The sequence below is a fragment of the Vagococcus sp. genome (assembly GCF_052102835.1).
Taxonomy (GTDB): Bacteria; Bacillota; Bacilli; order Lactobacillales; family Vagococcaceae; genus Vagococcus.
Genome location: NZ_JBQEIL010000007.1, coordinates 33,540 through 56,603, shown reverse-complemented (window position 1 = coordinate 56,603; position 23,064 = coordinate 33,540). Strand labels below are relative to the sequence as shown.

The 23,064-nt window shown below is 35.2% G+C and carries 23 protein-coding genes; 4 read left to right on the top strand and 19 right to left on the bottom strand.

The window, feature by feature from the left end; genetic code table 11:
* The first annotated feature begins 93 nt into the window (after positions 1-93).
* From ACTJFD_RS08270 to ACTJFD_RS08260, 3 genes are all read left to right on the top strand, one after another.
* On the top strand, positions 94-1,611 hold the full coding sequence (locus ACTJFD_RS08270) for a helix-turn-helix domain-containing protein (protein ID WP_442260871.1): 1,518 nt from the start codon (positions 94-96) through the stop codon (positions 1,609-1,611).
* A gap of 83 nt (positions 1,612-1,694) precedes the next feature.
* A complete protein-coding gene (locus tag ACTJFD_RS08265; protein WP_442260870.1) occupies positions 1,695-2,081 on the top strand; it encodes a hypothetical protein in 387 nt (128 codons plus the stop codon).
* Entirely contained in the window at positions 2,078-2,452 is a 375-nt protein-coding gene (locus tag ACTJFD_RS08260) for an LPXTG cell wall anchor domain-containing protein (RefSeq protein ID WP_442260869.1), read from the top strand. Before ACTJFD_RS08265 ends, ACTJFD_RS08260 begins: the two co-directional genes overlap by 4 nt.
* 46 nt (positions 2,453-2,498) lie before the next feature.
* On the opposite strand, the gene ACTJFD_RS08255 is transcribed toward ACTJFD_RS08260, so the two are convergent.
* The 13 genes from ACTJFD_RS08255 to ACTJFD_RS08195 all read right to left on the bottom strand — a co-directional run bounded on the left by ACTJFD_RS08255 (position 2,499) and on the right by ACTJFD_RS08195 (position 16,097).
* A complete protein-coding gene (locus ACTJFD_RS08255) occupies positions 2,499-3,956 on the bottom strand; it encodes a C69 family dipeptidase (RefSeq protein WP_442260868.1) in 1,458 nt (485 codons plus the stop codon).
* 348 nt (positions 3,957-4,304) lie between these two features.
* The gene (locus tag ACTJFD_RS08250; RefSeq protein ID WP_442260867.1) at positions 4,305-4,736 is read right to left on the bottom strand and encodes a hypothetical protein; all 432 of its coding nucleotides are present in this window, start codon (positions 4,734-4,736) and stop codon (positions 4,305-4,307) included.
* Positions 4,737-4,853: 117 nt separating this feature from the next.
* Complete coding sequence (gene deoD / locus ACTJFD_RS08245) at positions 4,854-5,561, bottom strand: purine-nucleoside phosphorylase (RefSeq protein WP_442260866.1); 708 nt, start codon at positions 5,559-5,561, stop codon at positions 4,854-4,856.
* A gap of 13 nt (positions 5,562-5,574) precedes the next feature.
* Positions 5,575-6,390, bottom strand: a complete 816-nt coding sequence (locus ACTJFD_RS08240; RefSeq protein ID WP_442260865.1) for a purine-nucleoside phosphorylase — start codon at positions 6,388-6,390, stop codon at positions 5,575-5,577.
* Between the two features lie 14 nt (positions 6,391-6,404).
* Entirely contained in the window at positions 6,405-7,577 is a 1,173-nt protein-coding gene (gene deoB / locus ACTJFD_RS08235; RefSeq protein WP_442260864.1) for a phosphopentomutase, read from the bottom strand.
* Positions 7,578-7,642: 65 nt separating this feature from the next.
* Positions 7,643-8,605, bottom strand: coding sequence for an ABC transporter permease (locus ACTJFD_RS08230; protein WP_442260863.1), 963 nt, complete (start codon positions 8,603-8,605; stop codon positions 7,643-7,645).
* The gene (locus tag ACTJFD_RS08225; RefSeq protein ID WP_442260936.1) at positions 8,605-9,636 is read right to left on the bottom strand and encodes an ABC transporter permease; all 1,032 of its coding nucleotides are present in this window, start codon (positions 9,634-9,636) and stop codon (positions 8,605-8,607) included. The genes ACTJFD_RS08230 and ACTJFD_RS08225 overlap by 1 nt, the downstream gene beginning before the upstream one ends.
* A 52-nt stretch (positions 9,637-9,688) precedes the next feature.
* Entirely contained in the window at positions 9,689-11,254 is a 1,566-nt protein-coding gene (locus ACTJFD_RS08220; protein ID WP_442260862.1) for an ABC transporter ATP-binding protein, read from the bottom strand.
* A gap of 194 nt (positions 11,255-11,448) precedes the next feature.
* A complete protein-coding gene (locus ACTJFD_RS08215) occupies positions 11,449-12,552 on the bottom strand; it encodes a BMP family lipoprotein (RefSeq protein ID WP_442260861.1) in 1,104 nt (367 codons plus the stop codon).
* 26 nt (positions 12,553-12,578) lie between these two features.
* A complete protein-coding gene (locus ACTJFD_RS08210; protein ID WP_442260860.1) occupies positions 12,579-12,977 on the bottom strand; it encodes a cytidine deaminase in 399 nt (132 codons plus the stop codon).
* A gap of 352 nt (positions 12,978-13,329) precedes the next feature.
* On the bottom strand, positions 13,330-14,631 hold the full coding sequence (locus ACTJFD_RS08205; protein ID WP_442260859.1) for a pyrimidine-nucleoside phosphorylase: 1,302 nt from the start codon (positions 14,629-14,631) through the stop codon (positions 13,330-13,332).
* Between the two features lie 130 nt (positions 14,632-14,761).
* A complete protein-coding gene (locus ACTJFD_RS08200; protein WP_442260858.1) occupies positions 14,762-15,763 on the bottom strand; it encodes a LacI family DNA-binding transcriptional regulator in 1,002 nt (333 codons plus the stop codon).
* Positions 15,764-15,881: 118 nt separating this feature from the next.
* Positions 15,882-16,097 (bottom strand): zinc ribbon domain-containing protein, encoded by a 216-nt coding sequence (locus tag ACTJFD_RS08195; RefSeq protein ID WP_442260857.1) that lies wholly within the window; start codon positions 16,095-16,097, stop codon positions 15,882-15,884.
* A gap of 193 nt (positions 16,098-16,290) precedes the next feature.
* On the opposite strand from ACTJFD_RS08195, the gene ACTJFD_RS08190 reads away from it, so the two are divergent.
* The gene (locus ACTJFD_RS08190; protein ID WP_442260856.1) at positions 16,291-17,913 is read left to right on the top strand and encodes an ABC-F family ATP-binding cassette domain-containing protein; all 1,623 of its coding nucleotides are present in this window, start codon (positions 16,291-16,293) and stop codon (positions 17,911-17,913) included.
* A 49-nt stretch (positions 17,914-17,962) separates the two neighbouring features.
* On the opposite strand, the gene ACTJFD_RS08185 is transcribed toward ACTJFD_RS08190, so the two are convergent.
* The 6 genes from ACTJFD_RS08185 to ssb all read right to left on the bottom strand — a co-directional run bounded on the left by ACTJFD_RS08185 (position 17,963) and on the right by ssb (position 23,049).
* The gene (locus tag ACTJFD_RS08185; RefSeq protein WP_442260855.1) at positions 17,963-18,835 is read right to left on the bottom strand and encodes a DegV family protein; all 873 of its coding nucleotides are present in this window, start codon (positions 18,833-18,835) and stop codon (positions 17,963-17,965) included.
* 67 nt (positions 18,836-18,902) lie between these two features.
* On the bottom strand, positions 18,903-20,195 hold the full coding sequence (locus ACTJFD_RS08180; RefSeq protein ID WP_442260854.1) for an adenylosuccinate synthase: 1,293 nt from the start codon (positions 20,193-20,195) through the stop codon (positions 18,903-18,905).
* 120 nt (positions 20,196-20,315) lie between these two features.
* Positions 20,316-21,680 (bottom strand): replicative DNA helicase, encoded by a 1,365-nt coding sequence (gene dnaB / locus ACTJFD_RS08175; protein ID WP_442260853.1) that lies wholly within the window; start codon positions 21,678-21,680, stop codon positions 20,316-20,318.
* 21 nt (positions 21,681-21,701) lie between these two features.
* Entirely contained in the window at positions 21,702-22,154 is a 453-nt protein-coding gene (rplI, locus tag ACTJFD_RS08170; RefSeq protein ID WP_442260852.1) for a 50S ribosomal protein L9, read from the bottom strand.
* A gap of 122 nt (positions 22,155-22,276) precedes the next feature.
* Positions 22,277-22,519, bottom strand: a complete 243-nt coding sequence (rpsR, locus tag ACTJFD_RS08165; protein ID WP_442260851.1) for a 30S ribosomal protein S18 — start codon at positions 22,517-22,519, stop codon at positions 22,277-22,279.
* Between the two features lie 23 nt (positions 22,520-22,542).
* On the bottom strand, positions 22,543-23,049 hold the full coding sequence (gene ssb / locus ACTJFD_RS08160) for a single-stranded DNA-binding protein (RefSeq protein ID WP_442260850.1): 507 nt from the start codon (positions 23,047-23,049) through the stop codon (positions 22,543-22,545).
* Positions 23,050-23,064 lie beyond the last annotated feature (15 nt).

Genomic DNA, 23,064 nt, shown 5'->3' with positions numbered 1-23,064 from the left:
ATCAAGGCTATTTTTTGGCTAAATTTTTGATATGTTTAATAAATGAAGGTAAACTAAAAATAGATACTATAATTAGAAATGAGGGGAATATAATTGGATAAACGTATTTTCAATTTACTTGATCGTCGCAATCAAGCAGTTTTAAACATTATTGAAATTATTTCAGATACAAACCAATGGTACTCAATGAATGAACTCAGCTTATGTTTAAATGTTTCTGACAGAACCGTTCAACGTTATGTGCAACAATTAAAAGAATTTGTAGATGATTACAATCTACAAACAGATCATAAGATTGAATTATTAGTTGAAAAATTTAAAGGGATTAAATTAATCATTGACCGTGGGAGTAGCTATATGATTTTTAGAAACTATATCTTAGAAAAAGATGACACTTTACTTTTATTAAGTGACTTACTTTTAGGTCGGGTTTCCTCTGCTAGAAAATATGCTGATGACCATTTTGTTAATGAAGATACTGTTCGCAAACAAATTAGAAAAATCCGTGAATTTCTAAATGTTTATGATGTTAGTATCGCCAATCAGTCTCTTGATTTAACCGGTGAAGAAAAACAAATACGCTTGGTTACCTTTGTCACTTTTTGGTTAGTTTTTAAAGGGGTGAATTGGCCTTTTAAAACCATTGAACAGTATAAAATTAACCAGACGATCGAACAATTAGAAGACGACTTACAAATGAATCTCTCTGAAATCAATCGGCGACAAATCAGTTACATGATGGCTGTTGTTTCGATTCGTGCCCATAAAGGACACATTATTGAAATCGATCCTGAATGGAATAATTATTTAAATATCAAAGAATTGCTAGGTAAAATTTCCTTTCTAAAAGCGATACGCGAAGAACATCATATTTTTCAAGATTCAGAGATAGCTTTTTTAGCTCTTGCTCTTTTAGCAAAACCTAAGTTTTATGAGTCGTCTGCAATTCGTCAGCGGATTTTTGATTACCAAGAAAAAACACAATCCGATGTCTACTTAGTAACCCAAACCTTCGTGACACAATTTGAGAAGATGATTTCACCCATCCCAGAAAATATTAAAACTCGTTTTTTCTACACCTGTTTTTGTACACATTTATTTGCTAAAATCTTTCAAAATATTCATGTAGATATTGATGGTCATGATATCTATCATGACTATGATGATGACTATCCGATACTACAATTAAAAATAGAGTCTTTAATCGATGTGCTTGCGAACCAGACCAAAAGTACTATCTTTGCTGAAAAAAATTATCTCACCCAAAAATACATGTTACTTTTCTCTTCAATTTTACCCCTGACTTATTTTGAACCAACAATTTCTTTATTTTTAGATTCTGATTTACCTTTTTTTCTAAAAAATACGATGACAGAAAAACTAACAGGTTACTTTAAATTTGATTTTAATCTAAAAGTTTTAGAGAATAATGAAGATGAATCTGCAGATTTAATCTTAACTAATATTCCTAATCTTTTTGAAGAAGAACATCGTTTTTCATATAGTATTCATCTTTTTGATTATCCTTTCAAACCACGTGATTTTTCTGATATCGAAAAAAAGTTAAAAATTATCATTCAACGGAAAATGGAAAAAATAGCTAATAATTAATATTACAGATTGTTGCTAAATTATCGCTATAACGTTACAAAAATGTTAAAATAATATTACATAAACGCAAAGGAGTTTTTTAAATGAAAAAAATAGCTGTTTTACTCTCTACTCTTTTTTTACTTACTTTACCTTCAACAATTACCCTAGCAGATAGCTTAGATCAGACGAAAGATACAACACCAACAAGTACCGATGTCGTTGAAAACCAAAAAATGGAAACACAATATTTAAGTTTTCGCGCTGCTAAAAAATACAACTTGAGAATTCTTTTTGCCAATGGGTTTATTACCGAAGGACAATACAATACTGCACTTACCGAACTCGATAATGCAACAACCCGTGAAGAGATGCAAGCGATTATTGATCAATTAACAGGAATAAACACCAAAGCAAGTGGTTATCTCTTCTCATTCTTTGCAATGTTAATATTATTGTTAATATTAACATTGCAAAGAATGAGAACTTGATTTCTGAACAACAGGCTGCCGATTTTCTGAAACAAACAGAAGAAGCAACCACCAAAGAAGAATTAATGAAAATCCATCAAGAATTCATGGCCTTTCTCGAACCAGAAGAAACAAATACCAGTGAAACAGTGGAAACAACACAAACAAAAGAAACAAAAGAGACATCACAAACAAAAGAAACAAGCTCAACTCAGACAAGCCCGACAACACAAACATCTGATAAAAAGATAGAAACTGGCAAAAAGCTACCACAAACAGGTGACAATAAAAGTATAGTCCTCCCGATTATTGGAGGAATCATTATCTTAATTATCATTATCATTTTATTTAAAAAAAGAAAAAATGATACTGATGTTGAAGATATTGAATAAACAAAAAAGCAAGACTAACTTTTTAGGTTAGCCTTGCTTTTTTTATTTATAGTTTTTTATTATGTTTCGTTGGTGTTTTCTTTGTTAATTCTGTAATAATTCGTTGTTGCATTTCCTTATATTCTTTTATCGTATAATCTGAAAACTCAACAGCTTTTTTATTATAAAATTCGGTTAATTTACTTGGATCTGATTTGATTAAAACTTCTGCTTCTTTATCCGCTTTAGCTAATTCTTCCGTCAAGTGTTGGCGTACTTTTTGACGAACTGGTAAGATTTCTTTTTTCTTAAACTCTTTGTAGTAAGGTTTCACTAAAACATCTGTCATTCGATAAGTCCAGTATGCAGATTCTGTATCTGGAGTATCCGTTCCTTTTACATAAATATCGGGTGTTTTTGTAATTCCGCTATAAAATGGAATGAAACTACTCGTATCTGTCACACCTAGCGCTAACCAATGAAGACCACTGATTTCTTCTGGTACATCATTTCTAAATTGCAGAATATGAGCTTCGATTGTATAAGGAACACTGATTGGACGGTATTTATCTGGTTCACTACCTGTCATTGTATCGTACTTAGTTCCATTAAAATGTGATGATAAAACATAACCCACTTTAGCAATCGTTATTGGTTTGTCTGGTTTTAAAAATAGTTCAAATTTTTCATCTGTAATTTCTCTTTCTTGAGAAGGCGTTATCGCCCGTTGTCCATCCCAAAGACGTGGTAAATTATACTTAGCATCCTCTTTCTTATCTGCGAAAACATCACGAATCGAGACTTTTTTTACATCATCTGCTAATTTATTCTTTTTAATAAATTCTGGTAATCCTTCTGAATAGAGATAATTTTCTTTATCATCCCAATCAATTTTTCCTGTCGCAATCATGTTTGGAACCACTGCATATTTATCATCTGGAACACGACTCGCAACCCATTGATGCCCACTCACGATTTCCATATACCAAACATTATCTTTATCTGAAAATAATACTCCATTTGTTTCAGCCGAACCGTGTTCATCAACTATTTTTCCTAAACGCTCCACCCCATCCTTAGCACTTGTGATATAAGGTAAAACAACTGTGACAATTGCATCTTCTGCAACCCCATCTTCAACATGTGGGTCTAATTTTAAAATTGATTTTTTGGTTGTCCCTGATTCGGTTCCACTCATTGCAACATTCTTACTATTAATTCCATCTTCTTCAAAAGCCCCTTCAGAAACATCCCATTCTGGCGTTGCCGTATATTTAAATTGCTCCTTCGGTAACTCTATCTTAAATCCATTTCCCTTTGAGACGAAGTCTGTCGGATTACTATTCGCTTGTCGAACAACGAAATGCTTAGCCCAAGCAGTCCCCATATCTTCCGCTCTAGCAATCATTGTTGACCCATCTACTGTCGCCTTTTTACCAACAACGACTGTCGTACAGGCCTCTACTGAAACTCCGCCTACCAACATTAATAACGCTGCCGAACATCCAAACCATAATTTTTTCATCCTCTAGACAGACTTATTTTTTTTGATCTTAATCTCCCCCAATAAGTCTGTCTTTCACATCCTTCCTCTTCTTTTAAGATTAAGCAAATAAAGTATAACATTCACAAAGAAAGCATTTTCTGTAAATGTTAAATGATTTAGAATCGTCTCATACTCTTATTATAGAGTCTAAATCTCTTTGTTCGATATGTTACCTTGGTCACAATATTTTTGATACTTTCATCACTTTTGCTCTTAAAAAGGGGTAAAAGGATACATTGCTCTTCTATTTTCATCACCATCTTACATCGACGCCATCAAATACTCAGTTACTACTTAGATAAAAAAAATAGTCCCTTCTCACCTTTTTTAGCCATAACCCAAAGTTAATATTTTCCAGTCATTATCCAGCTTTACCAAAATCCATTGAAAATCAGTATACGTTTGATAAGGTGCATATACTTCTGGCTTTGATCCTGTTCTAAAACTACTCATAAATGCAACACAATCGGTCATCTTTGTACCAGGATACTTTTCTTTTAATGTATTTTTAAAACTTGATACTATCTTTTTAGATTTTTTTTCATCAAATGTTAACGTTAAAAGATGCGAATCTCGTTCCCAATGCCGGCGATAATTTCCTTTAATCAAGTCAACAGCTTCCAGCAGTTCCTCTTTTGAAAATTCTTGAGACTCTCCTAATTTAACCTTAACATTCTTAGTTGAATCTTTTTCTAAAAAGATTAATCCAACGATGATGACGACTGTTAAACTAAGAAAAACGTAGATTATTTTTTTCATGAACAAAAACTCCTAACCGGTATTATTTTATTATTTTGTCCATTATACGCTTATTTAAATAAAAAAAACATAAAAAAAAAGAAGTAATAAAAAATTACTTCCTTTTAACCTACTATTTTATTCTTTAATTAATGTTTCTAAACCAACAATCATCATTTCATTAAACGTTGATTGGCGTTCTTCTGACGTCGTTTCTTCACCAGTAATCATATGATCACTGACCGTCATCAAAGCTAAAGCTTGAACACCATATTTCGCTGCCAAATAATAAAGGACAGCAGCCTCCATCTCAACACCCAATACTCCATACTCACCTAGACGGAAAGTGTCACTCATATCATCTTTATAGAAAACATCATCAGATAAAACATTTCCCACATGCGTTGTAAAGCCTTTTTCAACCGCAATCGTATAAGCTTTATATAATAAATCAAAATCAGCAATTTGTGGAAAATCATGTTTAGGGAAATCATGACGAATAACTGCTGAATTTGTTGCTGCTGCTTGAGCTAATACTAAGTCACGAACATGAACATCTTCACGTAACGCCCCACAAGTTCCAACACGAATTAATTTTTTCACACCATACTCACGAATTAATTCATTCGCATAAATTGCAGCAGAGGGTATTCCCATCCCTGTTCCTTGAACAGAAACACGATGACCTTTATAAGTACCAGTATAACCAAGCATACCACGAACTTCATTGTAACATTTCGGATCTTCTAAAAAAGTTTCAGCGATGTATTTTGCTCGTAACGGGTCACCAGGTAATAAAATCTTATCTGCGATTTCGCCTTGCTTTGCACCAATATGAACACTCATTTTATACTCTCCTTTAAATACGTTCTAACGTTTGTTTGATTAGTTCTTTAAAGTCTGCTTTAACACGTTCTGTTGTTTCAACAACCTCTTCATGATTTAAGTTCGCTTGCATACCTGCTGCAAGGTTAGTCACACAAGTAATTCCTAATACTTTCATTGACATATGATTAGCTACAATAACTTCTGGAACAGTCGACATTCCAACTGCATCAGCTCCCATTAAACGAGCCATGCGCACTTCTGCCGGAGTTTCGTATGTAGGACCTGAAAAGCCCATATATACACCTTTTTGTAAGGTTATTTTTAACTCTTGGGCTACTTTTTTAGCTACTTCACCATAAGCGTGGCTATAAGGCTGTGACATATCAGGGAAACGAGGACCTAACTCATCTTCATTTAATCCCATTAATGGATTATCCCCCGTATAATTAATTTGATCGGTAATCAGCATCAAATCTCCAGGTGAAAACGAGGTATTAACGCCACCAGCAGCATTTGTCACAATCAATGAGTCTGCTCCCAATGCTTTCATCACACGTACTGGGAAAGTCACGGTTTGCATGCTATGACCTTCATAATAGTGGAAGCGACCCTGCATTGCTAAAACTTTCTTTCCTGAAAGTGTTCCATAGACTAATTGGCCCGCATGTCCCACAACCGTTGAAACGGGAAAGTTAGGAATATTACCATAAGGAATAATAACTTTATCTGTGATTTCTTCTGCTAATTCACCAAGACCTGATCCTAAAATCAGCCCAAAATCAACTTCCTTAACCCCTTGTTCTTGAATATATTTTTTTGTTTCGGTTAACTCTTGCATTAATGTCATCTTATTTTGACTCCTTATTTTAATTGATTTAAAAAGCTAGTTCCATTTTCTGTTGCTGGCACACCAAAGTTTTCAGCAATCGTTGCTGAAATATCTGCATAGTGACCTTGTTTTAAAGATCCTTGACCCGTCATTTTTTTACTATAAGCTAATAATGGAACATATTCACGAGTGTGATCTGTCCCTGGGAAAGTCGGATCATTACCATGATCAGCAGTAATTAATAATAAATCATCTTCACCCATCGCTGCATAAATCTCTGGTAAACGAGCATCAAAATCTTCTAAAGCTTTAGCATACCCCTCAACATCTCGGCGATGACCATATAAAGCATCAAAATCAACTAAATTAGTAAAACTTAAACCAGTAAAATCTTTTTTCATGACGTTTAATAATTGATCCACACCATCCATATTAGACTTTGTACGAACTGATTCTGTCACACCTTCACCATTAAAAATATCATTAATTTTACCAACAGCAATGACATCTTTACCATTATCTTTTAACGAATCTAGAACGGTTTTTCCAAATGGAGCGAGTGCATAGTCATGACGATTGGGTGTTCTTGTGAAGTTACCTGGTTCACCAACATAAGGGCGAGCAATAATACGACCAATCATATAAGGATCTTCTTTTGTGATTTCTCGTGTATACTCACAAATACGATACAGTTCTTCTAAAGGAATAACACCTTCATGAGCAGCTATTTGTAAGACGGGATCCGCTGATGTATAAATTATCAAATCCCCTGTTTTCATTTGCTCTTCACCAAAATCATCGATTACTTTAGTCCCACTATAGGGTTTGTTAGCTCCCATAATAATACCACGACCAGAAAACTCTGTAATTTTATCTAATAAATCTTGTGGAAAACCTTCTGGGAATACTCTGAAGGGCGTTTGAATATTCAACCCCATAATTTCCCAATGACCAGTCATTGTGTCTTTACCAACTGAAACTTCTTCCAGTTTTGTAGCATAACCTTGATGATCACTTACAGAAGCAACTCCCTTTAAAGGAGCGATGGTTCCTAAACCTAATTTTTCCATTTGAGGAATAGCTATACCTGCTGTCTCAGCGATATGTCCAAGAGTGTCACTACCTACATCACCAAATTTTTCAGCATCTGGAGCTTCTCCAATCCCTACTGAATCTAATACGATTAAATGAACTCTTTTAAACATCTTATATTCCTTCTCTCATTATAATTTTATGAACGCTCCCGCATCTCAATGCGGGAGGAACATGATTATTTAGACTTAATATATGTTTTACCGTTTGCTTTAGGACCTGTAGATTTACCAATAAATAAAACTAAAACAATAATCGTTAAAACATAAGGAGCAATTTCCATATAAACTTTTGGAATACTTGAAATGATTGGTAATCCTTCACCCACGATACTGATATTTTGAGCAAAACCAAAGAATATCGCTGCTCCCATCGCACCTAGTGGATTCCATTTACCAAAAATCATTGCTGCCATCGAAATGAAACCTTGACCTGAAATAGTTGTAATTGCAAAACGACCTGCGATTGATTGCGCAAAAACCGCTCCACCCATACCACCTAAAAACCCAGAAATTAGAACGCCGGCATATTTCATGCCATATACATTAATTCCTAATGTATCTGCGGCTTGAGGATTCTCACCCACAGAACGTAACCGTAAGCCAAATGTTGTTTTAAAAAGAACAAACCAAGCGATAATTGCTACCAAAATAGCGACAAATGCTGGTGCTGTCGTATTAGTAAAAAGTAAAGGACCTAAAATCGGGATTTTACTTAACCCTGGGAAGTTAAAGTATCCAAACGTTTCAACCACTTGATCCGTTTGACCTTTACCATAAATAATTTTTACTAAGAAAATACTTAGTGCAGGTGCCATTAAATTAATAACGGTACCACTAATAATGTGATCGGCACGTAAATTAATCGTTGCCACTGCATGAAGTAAAGAGAAAACCATTCCAACAACTCCACCGACTAAACAAGCAATCCACGGAGTCCAAGCACCTAATGTTGAAGCAAAGGTCAAGTTAAAAACAATTGAACTAAATGCTCCCATTACCATAATACCTTCTAAACCAACGTTAACCACACCACTTCGCTCAGAGAATGTTCCACCTAACGCGGTGAAAACAAGAGGTGTTGAGTAAACTAATGTCTGTGCAATTAAACTACTGATTGTTGATAATGTATCTGCACTCATTATGCTTGACCTCCTTCAGCTTTAACGGTTTTTTTAGCTTCAATTTTTTTCAAAATAAATTTAATCAGATAGCTAATTCCAACAAAGAAGATAATTGACGCTATCACGACATCAACTAATTCTGTTGGGACGCCTGCTTTCAATGGCATACCTTGTCCACCTAGTTTTAAGATACTAAATAGAATAGCTGATAAGAGAATTCCAATCGAAGATCCTCCTCCTAATAAGGATACTGCCATCCCATCAAATCCAATACTTAGTGAGCTACCTTGAATGAAGAAGTTACCAAACGTACCTAATCCATAAACAACGCCGCCTAGTCCAGCTAATGCTCCAGAAATAACCATTGATAAAACAATAATACGTTTACTGCTCATTCCTGCATATTCAGAAGCAAATGGGTTTAAACCAACCGCTCTGATTTCATAACCTAACGTCGTTTTCTTCATTAAGAACCAAATTAAAACCAAGAAAACAGCGGCAAGGATAATTCCCATATTTAAACGAGAACCATTACTAATTGAACTTAAAAATTCAGTTTTAAGTGATGCCGCTTCTACCATTTTTGTTGTTCCTTTAGTACTAATGTACTTTTGAGCAATAACATTGTTCACAATATGTGTACTAATATGTAATAAAATATAGTTCATCATAATAGTTACAATTACTTCACTTGTTCCAAAATAAGCACGTAAAAAGCCTGGTATCGCTGCCGCTACAGCACCTGCTAGAATACCTACTATTACAGCAGCTAAAATAGCAACAATCCGTGGTGAGTCATTTAAAATCAAGCCGACCCAAACACTTGAAACCCAACCAGCTAATGCTTGACCTGATAACCCAATATTAAAGAAACCTGCTGAGTTAGCGACCGAGAAACCTAAGGCTGTAAAAATCAAGGGTGCTGCCATAACGAAAATTTCACCAATGCTTTTTGATGATTGAAAAGCCGTATCTAACATGGCTTGATATCCATAAATCGGATTATAACCAAAAACAATCATAATAATTGCACCTAACACAAATCCCATAAGAACAGAGAGTACGGGTACCAAAATACTATTTAATTTAGAAAACTTGATATTACTCAACTGTTTCACCCACTTTCGCATTTAATTCTTTGCGAGCTTCTTCTAAAGAATAACCAGCCATCAACAAACCTAATTCATTTTCAGTGGTTTCTTTAGGATCAACGATACCGACAATTTCACCTGCATGAATAACAGCAATTCGATCTGAAACATTTAAAATTTCATCTAATTCAAAACTAACAACTAAAACGGCTTTTCCATCATCACGTTGCTCAATCAAACGTTTATGGATGTACTCAATCGCTCCTACATCTAAACCACGAGTAGGTTGAGAAACAATTAGTAACTCAGGATTACGGTCCATTTCACGAGCAATAATCGCTTTTTGTTGGTTACCACCTGAAAGTGACGCTGCAGTCGCTGTTTCGCCTGTCGTTCGAACATCATATTCAGCAATCAATGTCCGTGCGTATTCATCAATATACTTTTGATTTAAAACACCATTTTTACTAAATGGCTCATGATAATAACTTTGTAACGCAATGTTATCTGCTAAGGTCATTTCCAAAACTAAACCATATTTATGACGGTCTTCTGGTACATGTCCCACTCCCGTTTCAGTAATTTGACGAGGTTTAAGGTTTGTTACCTCTTTTCCTGCAATACTCACTGTTCCACTTTCAACTTTGCGTAATCCTGTAATGGCTTGAATCAATTCTGATTGACCATTTCCATCAATTCCTGCAATTCCTAAAACTTCACCCGCGCGAACTTCCAAACTTAAATGTTTAACCGCTTCTAACCCACGACTTTCTTTTACAACTAAATCTTTAATTTCTAAAACAGGTTGTTTTGGATGAGCAGCTTTTTTATCTGTTTTAAATGAAACAGAACGCCCTACCATCAAATCCGCTAATTGTTGCGAAGAAACATCTTTTACTGTAACCGTATCAATACTTTTACCGCGACGGATAACAGTACATCGGTCCGCAACTTTTTTTATTTCATCTAATTTGTGAGTGATAATAATAATTGATTTTCCTTCTTTAACTAACTCTTTCATTGTTAAAATTAAATCATCAATTTCTTGTGGTGTCAGTACAGCCGTTGGTTCATCAAAAATCAAAATGTTTGCCCCACGGTAAAGTGTTTTCAAAATCTCAACACGTTGTTGCATGCCGACTGAAATATCACTTACCAATGCTTTAGGATCAACTTCCATTCCGTATTGTTTAGAAATCTTTTTAATATCTTGAGCTGCTATCTTTTTATCTAAAATACCTGCTTTAGCAGGCTCATCACCTAAAACAATATTTTCGGTAACCGTAAAGGCATCAACTAACATAAAATGTTGATGCACCATACCAATACCACGACGACTTGCATCTGTTGGCCCTGTGAAGTCAACCGCTTTACCATCCATATAAATTTGACCGCTTGTTGGTTGCAATAGTCCGGATAACACATTCATTAGTGTTGATTTTCCCGCGCCATTTTCACCTAATAGTGCATGTATTTCACCTTTTTTTATTTGAAGGTTGATATTATCGTTTGCTTTAAATTCACCAAATTGTTTGGTTATATCACGCATTTCAATTACATAATTATCTTGAGTCATGATTACCCACCCTTTTTTATCAATACTTTCTCTTCAAAGTTTAGACTTTGAAGGAAACAGAAACATCCATCACTTTTTACTTAATGTTTAGTACTTCCTTTAAAGCCTAAAAAGAAAAAAACTTTATGGGCTTTAGCATACCCACTGCAGGATAGTCCTGTCCCATAAAGTTTTTACTTAATGATATCTTTTGTTTATTTTTTTTCTGGTTTTTCTGGAACTTTTACGTCACCGTTAATCACACGTTCACGTGCTTTGTCAACTGCTGCTTTTACTTCATCTGTCATATTACCAGGTACTAATTCAACACCGCCATCTTTCAAGCCATAAACTAAGTGTTCGCCACCTGGGAATTTGTCTTTCATTGCTTTTTCAGAAATATCTTTAACAGCTTCGCCTACACCTTTAACTGTTGATGTTAACGTTAGATTGCTTTCTTTACCATCTTTATCTTTGTAGTTACCATCATCTTGTTGGTCACGGTCAACACCGATAACCCAAACTTTATCTGCTTCAGATTTTTTCTCGTTAATATTTTTAGCTTCTTGGAAGACACCAGGTCCAGTACCACCAGATGCGTGATAAATAACATCTGCGCCATCTTGATAAATCTTAGCTGCTAATGCTTTACCTTTGGCTGGATCACCAAATGATGCTGCATATTTAACATCAATTTTGATATCTTTTTTAAGATCTTTAGAAGCATCTTGAACCCCTTTAACATAACCAGCTTCAAAACGGTCAATAACTGGGCCTTCTTCACCACCAACAAATCCTACTCGGTCAGTTTTAGTTGTATAAGCTGCTGCATAACCAGCAAGATAAGCCGCTTCATTATCCATAAATGTTGCTGATACGACATTGTCTTGTCCTTCAATTACAGCATCAATTAAACCAAATTGAGTATCTTTATTTTGTTCTGCCGCTGCTTTGATTGAATCAGTTAATAAGTAACCAATCCCAAAAATTGTTTTAAATCCACTTGAAACTGCTTGGTCAATATTTGTTGTATATTCAGATGCGTCATTTGATTGAATGTAATCATAACCATTCGCACCTTTTTTAAGATCATTTTCTTTACCCCATGCTGTTAAGCCTTCCCATGCTGATTGGTTAAATGATTTATCATCTACCCCACCAACGTCAGTCACGATGGCTACACTATGAGCAGCATCTTTTCCTGCTTCATCTTTCTTACCACCTGAATTTTCAGGAGTTTTACTTCCACCACATGCTGCAAGTCCTACTAATAAACCTGCTGTCAATACTGTTGCGCCAAATTTTGTTGACTTCTTCATTACGAAAAACCTCCAATAATATATTTTTAAATTTCTACTTCCACAAAAGAATAAGGTAATAACTCTTGGATCGTTGTTTCTTTTATCTTTCCATCCAAGTTACACAGCGTGACCGGCATATCCGGTGCACAAAACTCAACTAAGACTTGACGACAAGCTCCACACGGTGATATAGGTTCTTTCGTTCGACCTGTCACTACTAAATGTTTAAACTCTGTCACGCCCTCAGATACTGCTTTAAAAATAGCGGTTCGTTCTGCACAATTTGATAAACCATAAGAGGCATTTTCGATATTACATCCTTGATAAATTTGACCATCTTTAGCAACCAATGTAGCACCTACTGGAAATTTTGAATAAGGAACATAAGCTTTTTCTGTTGCCTCATTCGCTAATTTAATCCATTGTTTCTTTTCATCAGTCATACGTATTCAACCCCTAAATTTCCTTAAGTTTTTACAGATAGACCAATAATGAACCTTTGGAAGAAAAAGAAGACTTCCTCCTCTCATTTTTATAAAATCACTCCTCCGAAATACATTTTACTATGTTTTCAGATAAAAAGAAGCTATTTTAAAAAATTATATCAATCTTTTAACTGTAAAGCTCTTAAAATGTTAACATTACCTTGTTTTTAAAAACACTTTATTTTACAAAAAATAAAGTGTTTTTAACTTTTATTCTCTAAATACCCTTATATATAAAAGAATACTACGTTTCAATTCATAGAGCAAACCCTTACAACTTAAACAGACAATATTCTTTTAAAAACACTTATTATTCGGTTATTACTTTGTGAATTAACTTGGGCTCTGTTCCAGTTTCGGAAATCAGAATATTTTCATATAAAACAGCTTCAACATCTTTAATCTCTTTCCGATTTGAATAAATCGTAACCAATGATTCACCTTTTTCGACTGAATCGCCCACTTTTTTATTCAAGTACAAACCAACAGCATAATCAATCGCTTCTTCTTTCGTACGACGACCTGCGCCTAAAAGCATTGCCGCTACACCGATTTGGTCCGCTACCATCTTAGAGATAACACCAGATTCTTTGGCTGGTAATTCAAATTTATATTTAGCTTGAGGCAATAATTCGGGTTGATCAACTACTCGAGGATCGCCTCCTTGATTTTCTACCATCACCTTAAACTTCTCTAGCGCTGCGCCAGAAGCAATACTTTCTTCTAACATTTTTCTTGCTTCGTCTAAAGTTTCTGCTTTTTCAGCTAAAACAACCATTTGACTACCGAGAACATAGACCATTTCCATTAAATCAGCTGGGCCATTTCCTTTCAGTGCATCAATTGCTTCTTGGATTTCATTAGCATTACCTATTGCATTTCCTAAAGGTTGTGACATATCAGAAATAATCGCCATCGTTTGACGATTGGCTAATTTGCCAATGCGAACCATAGTGTGAGCCAATCGCTCAGCATCTTCCAGATTTTTCATGAAAGCACCATCGCCTGTTGTAACATCTAATACGATGGCATCTGCTCCAGATGCTATTTTCTTACTCATAATGGAACTTGCAATCAACGGAATTGAATCCACTGTTTCCGTTACATCTCTTAAAGCATAAAACTTTTTATCAGCAGGAGCTAAATCACCAGATTGACCTGCAACAGCGACATGACTTTTATTAACCAATTCAATAAAACGATCATTTGTCATCTCAATTTCAAATCCTGGTATCGCTTCCAATTTATCTAACGTACCACCCGTGTGACCTAAGCCACGACCACTCATTTTAGCAACAGCTGCCCCAACAGAAGCAACCAAAGGAGCAAGAACTAATGTGGTTGTATCTCCGACACCACCTGTTGAATGTTTATCAACTTTAATTCCTTTAATTTCGGATAAATCAATCGTATCACCAGATTGACTCATTGCCATCGTTAAATGGGTAATTTCTTCATCGGTCATATCTCTAAAAAAGATAGACATTAATAGAGCACTTACTTGGTAATCAGGAATCGAACCCTCTGTATATCCAGAAACGACAAATTCAATTTCCTCTTTTGATAACACTTTACCATCGCGTTTATTCTTAATAACATCAACCATTCTCATCTTAAAATAACCTCCGTTTTCTCTGTTAAGTAAAGCGATTTACTTGAGGTTAGTCAAATACGGTAAATCGCTTTACGCTTAACAGAAAAGAGTTAGTAGCGCTTACATTTATAATATAGCACTCCGCTCTTTATCTGTCAAACACTTTTACACTATCTCTTAAAATAAACTGTGTTTCAAACATCTTGTTTGGAATCGCTTCTTGTGGAAACTTAATCGCATGTAATAAAAACTCAGCCGCAGTATAACCAATATCAAAAGCAGGTTGTGCAACTGTCGTCAAAGGTGGTGATAAATAAGCAGTAATTTCCAAGTTATCAAAACCAAAAATAGATAAATCTTCTGGGATCGAAAGCCCTCTTTCAAAGGCCGCTCGATAAGCTCCAATCGCCATTTGATCATTTCCACAACACAATGCCGTTATCTCATCAGCACGCTCAAGTAAACGAGTCGCGGCTTGATAACCGCCCTCAATAGTTACCGGTCCATCCTCTACATAGCTTTCTTGATAGGTTATCCCATGATTCGTTAAACAATTGTAATAGGCTTTATGACGATCCGTCATTTCATAATAACCTCTTTCATTGGTTAAAATCCCAATTTTTTTATGCCCTGCATCAATTAAATACTCAACAGCCGCATAATATCCTTCATATTCACGAACTAAGATATTACCTTGTTCACGAGTATTAAGACCACGGTCAATTAAGATATAAGGAAATTGCTTCATCCTTTTTTCTAAAGCTAATGAATTAGGACTCGCTAAAATAATCCCTGCAACTGATCGATTTTGTAACTGTTTTATAAATTTTTTTTCCATCTCTGCAGAATGTTTTGAGTTACATAACAATAACATATAATCTTTTTTATTTAGATACGTTTCAATTCCTTCAATTACTTTTGAGAAAAAAAGATCCGTTACATCAGGTACAATCATTCCCACTGTTTTTGACTCTCGTTGTACCATATTTTTAGCAAAATAATCAGGACTATAATCATACTCCTCAACTGCTTTTAAAACTTTTTGTCTCGTTTCTTCACTAAAACGTTGACCTTTATTATTTAAAATTTGAGACACAGTTGTGGTTGAGACCCCCACGATATTAGCGATATCTTTAATGGTGATTTTCATTACTATATCTCCTTTATTTTTTTTATCAGTCTCATAATACCAAAGATTAACTTAAAAGGCACTCTAAAAAAAGAAAAAGATGAGTCAGTATCTCTCATCATCCTTTTCTACTATTAAATTAACCGCCACCCAGTAAGAAATCTAAGACATTCCAACCATCTGATGTTTTAGAACGATACATCTCTGTATAACCACACTTTGTACAACTAATCGTAATAAATTTTTTGTTTTGAACATCAAATATTTTAGCAAAGTTTCCACCTGTTGCTTGTAACTGATCTGCTTCATAGTGTTCACAACCACATTTTTCACAAACATATTGCATTTTTTCCATTTTACTAACCTCCTATTTGATTCCATTTTATCAAGAGGATTAACCACAAGCATCCGACTAAAGTACCCTTTCTACCTCCATTTTACGTCTGATTTTTTAGATTGTCTGCTCAAAGTTACTTGCTTTCCATCTCTATCCTAGATATAATCGGAGAGATATCAAACAATCGATAAAAAGAAAGGAATTTGTATATATGATTACCGTTTCAAATGTTAGTTTATTACTTCCAGAAAAGAAACTTTTTGAAGATGTTAATATTAAATTTACTCCCGGAAACTGTTACGGTCTGATTGGGGCTAACGGTGCTGGTAAATCCACTTTTTTAAAAATTTTATCTGGAGATTTAGAGCCTTCAACAGGTTCAATTACTTTAGGTCCTGACGAACGTCTAGCTACTCTAAACCAAAACCATTTTGATTATGAAGATGACTTAGTTTTAGATACTGTCATGATGGGTCACAAACGACTTTATGAAGTGATGATGGAAAAAAATGCTGTTTATATGAAAGAAGATTTTTCTGATGCTGATGGGATTAAAGCAGCTGAATTAGAAGGGGAATTCGCTGAACTGAATGGTTGGGAAGCAGAAGCAGAGGCCGCAAGCTTGCTACAAGGCTTGAACATTTCTGAAGACCTTCATCAGTTAAAAATGAGTGAATTAACAGCGGGACAGAAAGTTAAAGTGTTACTCGCACAAGCTCTTTTTGGACATCCTGATGTTCTTTTACTGGATGAGCCTACCAATGGTTTAGATCGTGATTCAATTGCGTGGCTAGAAGAATTTTTAATCAATTTTGATAATACCGTTATCACGGTTTCCCATGACCGCCACTTTTTAAATAAAGTTTGTACACACATGGCTGATTTAGACTTCGGTAAAATTCAACTTTATGTTGGTAACTATGATTTTTGGTTAGAATCTAGCCAGTTAGCCGCAAGACTACACGCTGACCAAAACTCTAAAAAAGAAGAAAAAGTTAAAGAATTAAAAGATTTTATCGCACGTTTTAGCGCGAATGCTTCTAAATCAAAACAAGCAACCTCTCGTAAGAAAATGCTTGAAAAAATTGAATTAGATGATATTCAACCTTCTTCTCGTCGTTATCCGTTTGTTGGTTTTAAATCGGAACGTGAAATTGGAAATGATTTATTACACGTCGAAAATATTTCAAAAACAATTGATGGTAAAAAAATCTTAGACAATGTTTCATTCACTTTAAATAAAGAAGATAAGACCGCTTTTGTTGCTAAAGATGATATCGCAACATCAACGCTTTTCAAGATTATTATGGGCGATATGGAACCTGATTCTGGCTCTGTTCGTTGGGGGGTTACAACGACACAAGCCTATTTACCTAAAGATACCTCACAAGAATTTGATACAGAGCAACCTATCTTGGACTGGTTACGTCAATATGCTTCAAAAGAAGAAGATGACAATACCTTCTTAAGAAGCTTCCTTGGACGAATGCTATTTTCTGGTGAAGATGTTATGAAACCAGTCAACGTTTTATCCGGAGGAGAAAAAGTCCGTTGTATGCTTTCTAAATTAATGCTCTCTAAAGCAAATGTTTTAGTTTTAGATGATCCAACTAATCACTTGGATTTAGAAGCGATTACAGCTTTGAATGATGGTCTAATCGCTTTCAAAGGTGCCATTTTATTCACTTCACATGACCACCAGTTTATTCAAACTCTAGCAAACCGTATTATTGCTGTTTCTGATAAAGGTGTGGTTGACCGTGCGGAAACAACTTACGATGAGTTTTTAGATAATGAGACTGTGAAAAAACAATTAGATCATTTATTTAAATAAAAAAGATAAAAAGAAAGTTTGGTGCTAATAAAGCCTCAAACTTTCTTTTTTATCTTTTTTTACCAAATGAAAAAACAGCAATCGTTCCTGTCCCCGTATGACTCATGATTGTCGGCCCCATTGGAAAGAGTTTTACTTCAGCAACTTTTAATTCCCGTTCAATAATTTGTTTCGTTTCTTCCGCGGCTTCTAAATCATCTGCATGAGCAACGTAAATAATATCATGTTGGTCAATAACACTATGTTTCTTAGTTTCTGCGATTACTTTTTCTAATGCTTTATGTCGACCACGAACTTTACCAACATTAACTAGTTTCCCTTGGTCATCGACATGAATAATAGGTTTAATCTTCATTAACCCACCAATGGTAGCACTTGTTTTAGAAATTCGTCCGCCACGTTCTAAATGTTCTAAATTATCTACCGTTACCCATGATTGTAATGAATCAACGTGTTGCTCTAACCATGCTACAACATGGTCCAAAGTATGACCTTTCTTTCTTAAATCGCTAACACAAGTAACCAATAAGCCTTGTCCTAAACACGCAGCCTTCGTATCAACAATTGTAATCGGAACGATATCATGTTCCTCTTTCAATAAATTAACAGCACTCATTGCATTTTGATAAGAACCACTTAATCCCGATGAAAAAGCCAAATAAAGGAGTGGTATGTCTTGATTAACATAAGGCTCAAAAGCTTCAAGATAAGTTCCAATATTAATCTGAGAAGTGGTTGGCATTGCGCCTTCTTTTAAATGCGTAATAAATTCTTGATAATCAAACGTTTTACCTAAATCATCTATGTATTCTTTGCCATTAATATTAACGGTCATACTAACAAATTTTATTTCTTCTTCTTCCATCAATGCAGCAGGTAAGTCACAACATGAATCTGTCAATAAATCAAACTGTTGTATCATCTTTTTCACTCCCATTCTAACTTTAGTATAACAAAAAAGGAGTCAAATGACTCCTTTTTTACTTTATTTATACTTGGTCCCAAACATTCTCTAAAACATTTGTTTGAGTACGATCTGGTCCTACAGAAAAAGTTGAAATCCGGACACCCACTAATTCTGAAACACGGTGAACATAATCACGAGCATTCTCAGGTAATTCTTCTAACGTTCGACATTGAGTGATATCTTCTGTCCAACCTGGTAATTCTTCATAAATTGGTTTACAACGTGATAATTCTTTTAAACTGGCAGGATAATGATAAATTTCTTGACCATCGAGTTCATAAGCCGTACATATCTTAACTACCGGTAATCCTGTTAAAACATCAATCGAGTTTAATGAAAGATTGGTCAGTCCAGATACTCGTTTTGAATGGCGCATCACAACAGAATCAAACCAGCCAATTCGACGCGGACGACCTGTTGTTGTTCCATACTCGCGACCCACTTCACGAATTTGATGACCTATTTCATCAAACAGTTCTGTTGGAAAAGGGCCATCTCCTACACGAGAAGTATAAGCCTTACAAACACCGACTACTCGGTTCACTTTTGATGGACCGACACCTGTCCCAACCGTCACTCCACCAGCAACTGGGTTCGATGACGTCACAAAAGGATACGTGCCTTGATCAATATCTAGCATAACCCCTTGTGCTCCTTCAAATAAAACAGACTGCCCTTGTTCCAGTGCTTCATTCAAAATGACAGAGGTATCCGTCACATATTTTTTCAATTGTTGTCCATATTCATAATACTCTTCGAAAATTTCTTCAAATAAAAGGGCCTCTGTTTCATAAATCTTAGTAAATAGAGCATTTTTTTCCTCTAAATTTAATTTTAAGCGTTCAGCAAATGTTTCTTTATCTAAAAGATCGGCTACACGGATGCCGACACGTGCGACTTTATCCATGTATGCTGGTCCAATGCCTTTAATAGTAGTTCCAATTTTATTTTCACCTTTAGCATTTTCTTGAAGTTGATCTAATTTAATGTGATAGGGAAGAATCACATGGGCACGATCTGAAAGTCTTAGGTTATCAGTATTTATTTTATGATCTTTTAAATACTGTAACTCTGTTACTAACGCTTTTGGATTAACAACAACACCATTTCCAATAATACTTATTTTATCCTTATAAAAAATACCAGATGGGATAAGATGTAACTTATAGGTAACCCCGTCAAATTGGATTGTATGGCCTGCATTGTCTCCCCCTTGGTAACGAGCAATCACTTCTGCATGTTCACTCAAAAAATCAGTGATTTTCCCTTTACCTTCATCGCCCCACTGCGTTCCAACTACTACTACTGATGACATATGAACACTCCGTTCTATGATGTTTTTTTACTTAACTATCCTATCAAAAAGATTGCTCAACTGCAACTATTTTCGAACAATAAATATAAAAAACTTAACATCTATAGCAAAACACGAACTTTAAAACTCTTCTCGATTGGAAACAGAGGAAAATTTATTATATTCTTTAATAAAAAGTAACTCTACCGTTCCACGAGCTCCACTACGGTTTTTCTCAATAATGACTTCGATGACGTTACTTGGTTCACTTTGATTACCATCTTCATCTTCACCATCGCGTTGATAATAATCATCTCGGTAAAGAAAAGCAACAATATCAGCATCTTGTTCAATTGAACCCGATTCACGGATATCACTTAAAACCGGCCGCTTATCCTGACGTTGTTCCACTCCACGTGATAATTGAGATAAAGCAATCACAGGCACTTTTAACTCTTTTGCTAATTTTTTTAATTGACGAGAAATTTCAGAAACTTCTTGTTGACGATTTTCACGTCCCGTTCCTTCAATTAATTGTAAATAATCGATTAAAATCAAACCAATTTCACCTTGCTCTTGTGCTAGCTTACGACACTTTGCTCGTATTTCAGAAATTTTAATTCCTGGTGTATCGTCGATGAATATATTAGCTCGAGACAAACTTCCCATAGCAATAATTAAATTGTCCCATTCTTCGTCTGTTAACTGACCCGTTTTTAAGTGACTCGCGTCAATGAGTCCTTCAGAACAGAGCATCCGATTAACGAGTGACTCTGCTCCCATCTCTAAACTAAAGATAGCAACGGCCTTATCCGTTTTCGTGCCAATATTTTGGGCAATATTTAAAGCAAATGCTGTTTTCCCAACCGCAGGACGAGCAGCTAAGATAATTAATTCTTCTTTTTGTAGACCAGCGGTCATCTTATCTAGCTCATGATATCCCGTTGGTAATCCGGTGATTGCTTCTCCTTGCTGTGACAGTCGTTCAATTTGATTGATTGAATCACCAAGAACATCTGCGATTGCTAGGAAACCACTTCGATTTCTTTTTTCTGAAACTTCTAAAATCCGCCGTTCGGCTTCATCCAAAATAGATTCAACAGCATCTCCTTGTTCAAAACCACTCGTTACAATTTCGGTTGCCGTCTGAATCAGCGAACGTAACAATGCCTTTTCTTCGACTAATTTCGCATAATAACCAACGTTCGCTGCTGTAGGAACGCTTAAAGCCAATTCAGAAAGATAGCTCGTTCCACCAATGTCCTCAATTAGATCACGTTGCTCTAAATCATCTTTAACCGTAATCACATCTATCGGTTCATTACGATTGTTAAGTTCAACCATCACTTGAAAAATCAATTGGTGTGAGCGTCGATAAAAATCTTTTGCTTCAATATATTCCATTGCCTCAACAATTGCATCTGATTCTAAAAATACAGAACCTAAAACAGCTTGTTCAGCTTCTATGTTTTGTGGCGGTATTCTATCTTGTTGGATAAGCTCCATTTACAATCTCCTATCCTCTGATTAATCTGTTATAACATGAACTCTTAATTTAGCCATAACTTTGTGATGTAACTTTAATGGAACCGTAGTATAACCTAAAACTTTAATCGGTTGTCCTAATTCCATTTTCCGTTTATCAACTTTAATTTTATGTTGTTTTTCTAATTGTTCGGCAATTTGTTTAGAAGGAATCGAGCCGAATAAACGACCATCTTCCCCTGCTTTAGAATAAATCGTCACTTCAAATCCTTCAGCTTCTATTTTTTCTTTCACTAGTTCTGCTTCTTTAAAATTTTCTTCTTCTTCTTTTTCTTTTGCTTTAGTTTTTCCTTTTAGCTCACTTAAAGCTTTAGGTGTCGCTTCTACAGCTAAACCTTTTTTCAAAAGAAAGTTTTGTGCATAGCCAACTGCAACCTCTTTCACTTCACCTTTTTTACCTTTACCTTTAACATCTTGTAAGAAAATAACTTTCATTATTTGGTCACTCCTTTATGATTCTATCATCTTATTTTACCATAGTTTTATAATCGTGCCTAATGTCCTGTCACGATTATAAAAAAACAAGCATCCACTTTTAGTGGATGCTTGACTTAACTTTATTGTTCTTCGCCAACGAATGGTAATAACCCCATAATACGCGCGCGTTTGATTGCAATTGTTAAACGACGTTGGTGTTTAGCACAAGTTCCTGTAACACGACGAGGTAAAATTTTACCTCTTTCTGATACAAAACGTGATAATAAATCAACATCTTTATAATCAATATGATCAATATGATTAGCTGTGAAGAAACATACCTTACGACGTTTCTTTCCGCCTCTTCTTTGTTGAGCTGCCATTGTTTCGCTCCTCCTATTCTAATTTAGAATGGTAAATCGTCATCCGAAATATCAACTTGTGATGAGTTTCCAAAAGGATTGGCATCACGGTCGAAATTTGGAGTTTCATTACTACTTGAAAATGAAGATTGTTCAAATGATTGGTTATTTGTATTACCAGAAAATTGATTGTTCGTATTATTCGGTTGTTGTTGTCTTTGTTCCGAAGAACCTTTAGATTCTAACAACTGAAAATTCTCACAAACGACTTCTGTTACATAAACACGTTGACCTTGTTGATTTTCATAATTACGTGTTTGAATACGTCCAGTGACACCTAACAAAGTACCTTTGCGAGCATAATTTGCTAAAGTTTCTGCCGGTTTTCTCCAAATAACACAATTAATAAAATCTGCTTCTCGTTCTCCACTTTTATTAGTAAAATTACGATTAACAGCCAAATTAAACGTTGCAACAGCAGACCCATTTGCTGTAAATCTCAAATCTGGATCTCTGGTTAATCTTCCTACCAATACAACATTATTAATCATTCGTAAATCTCCCCT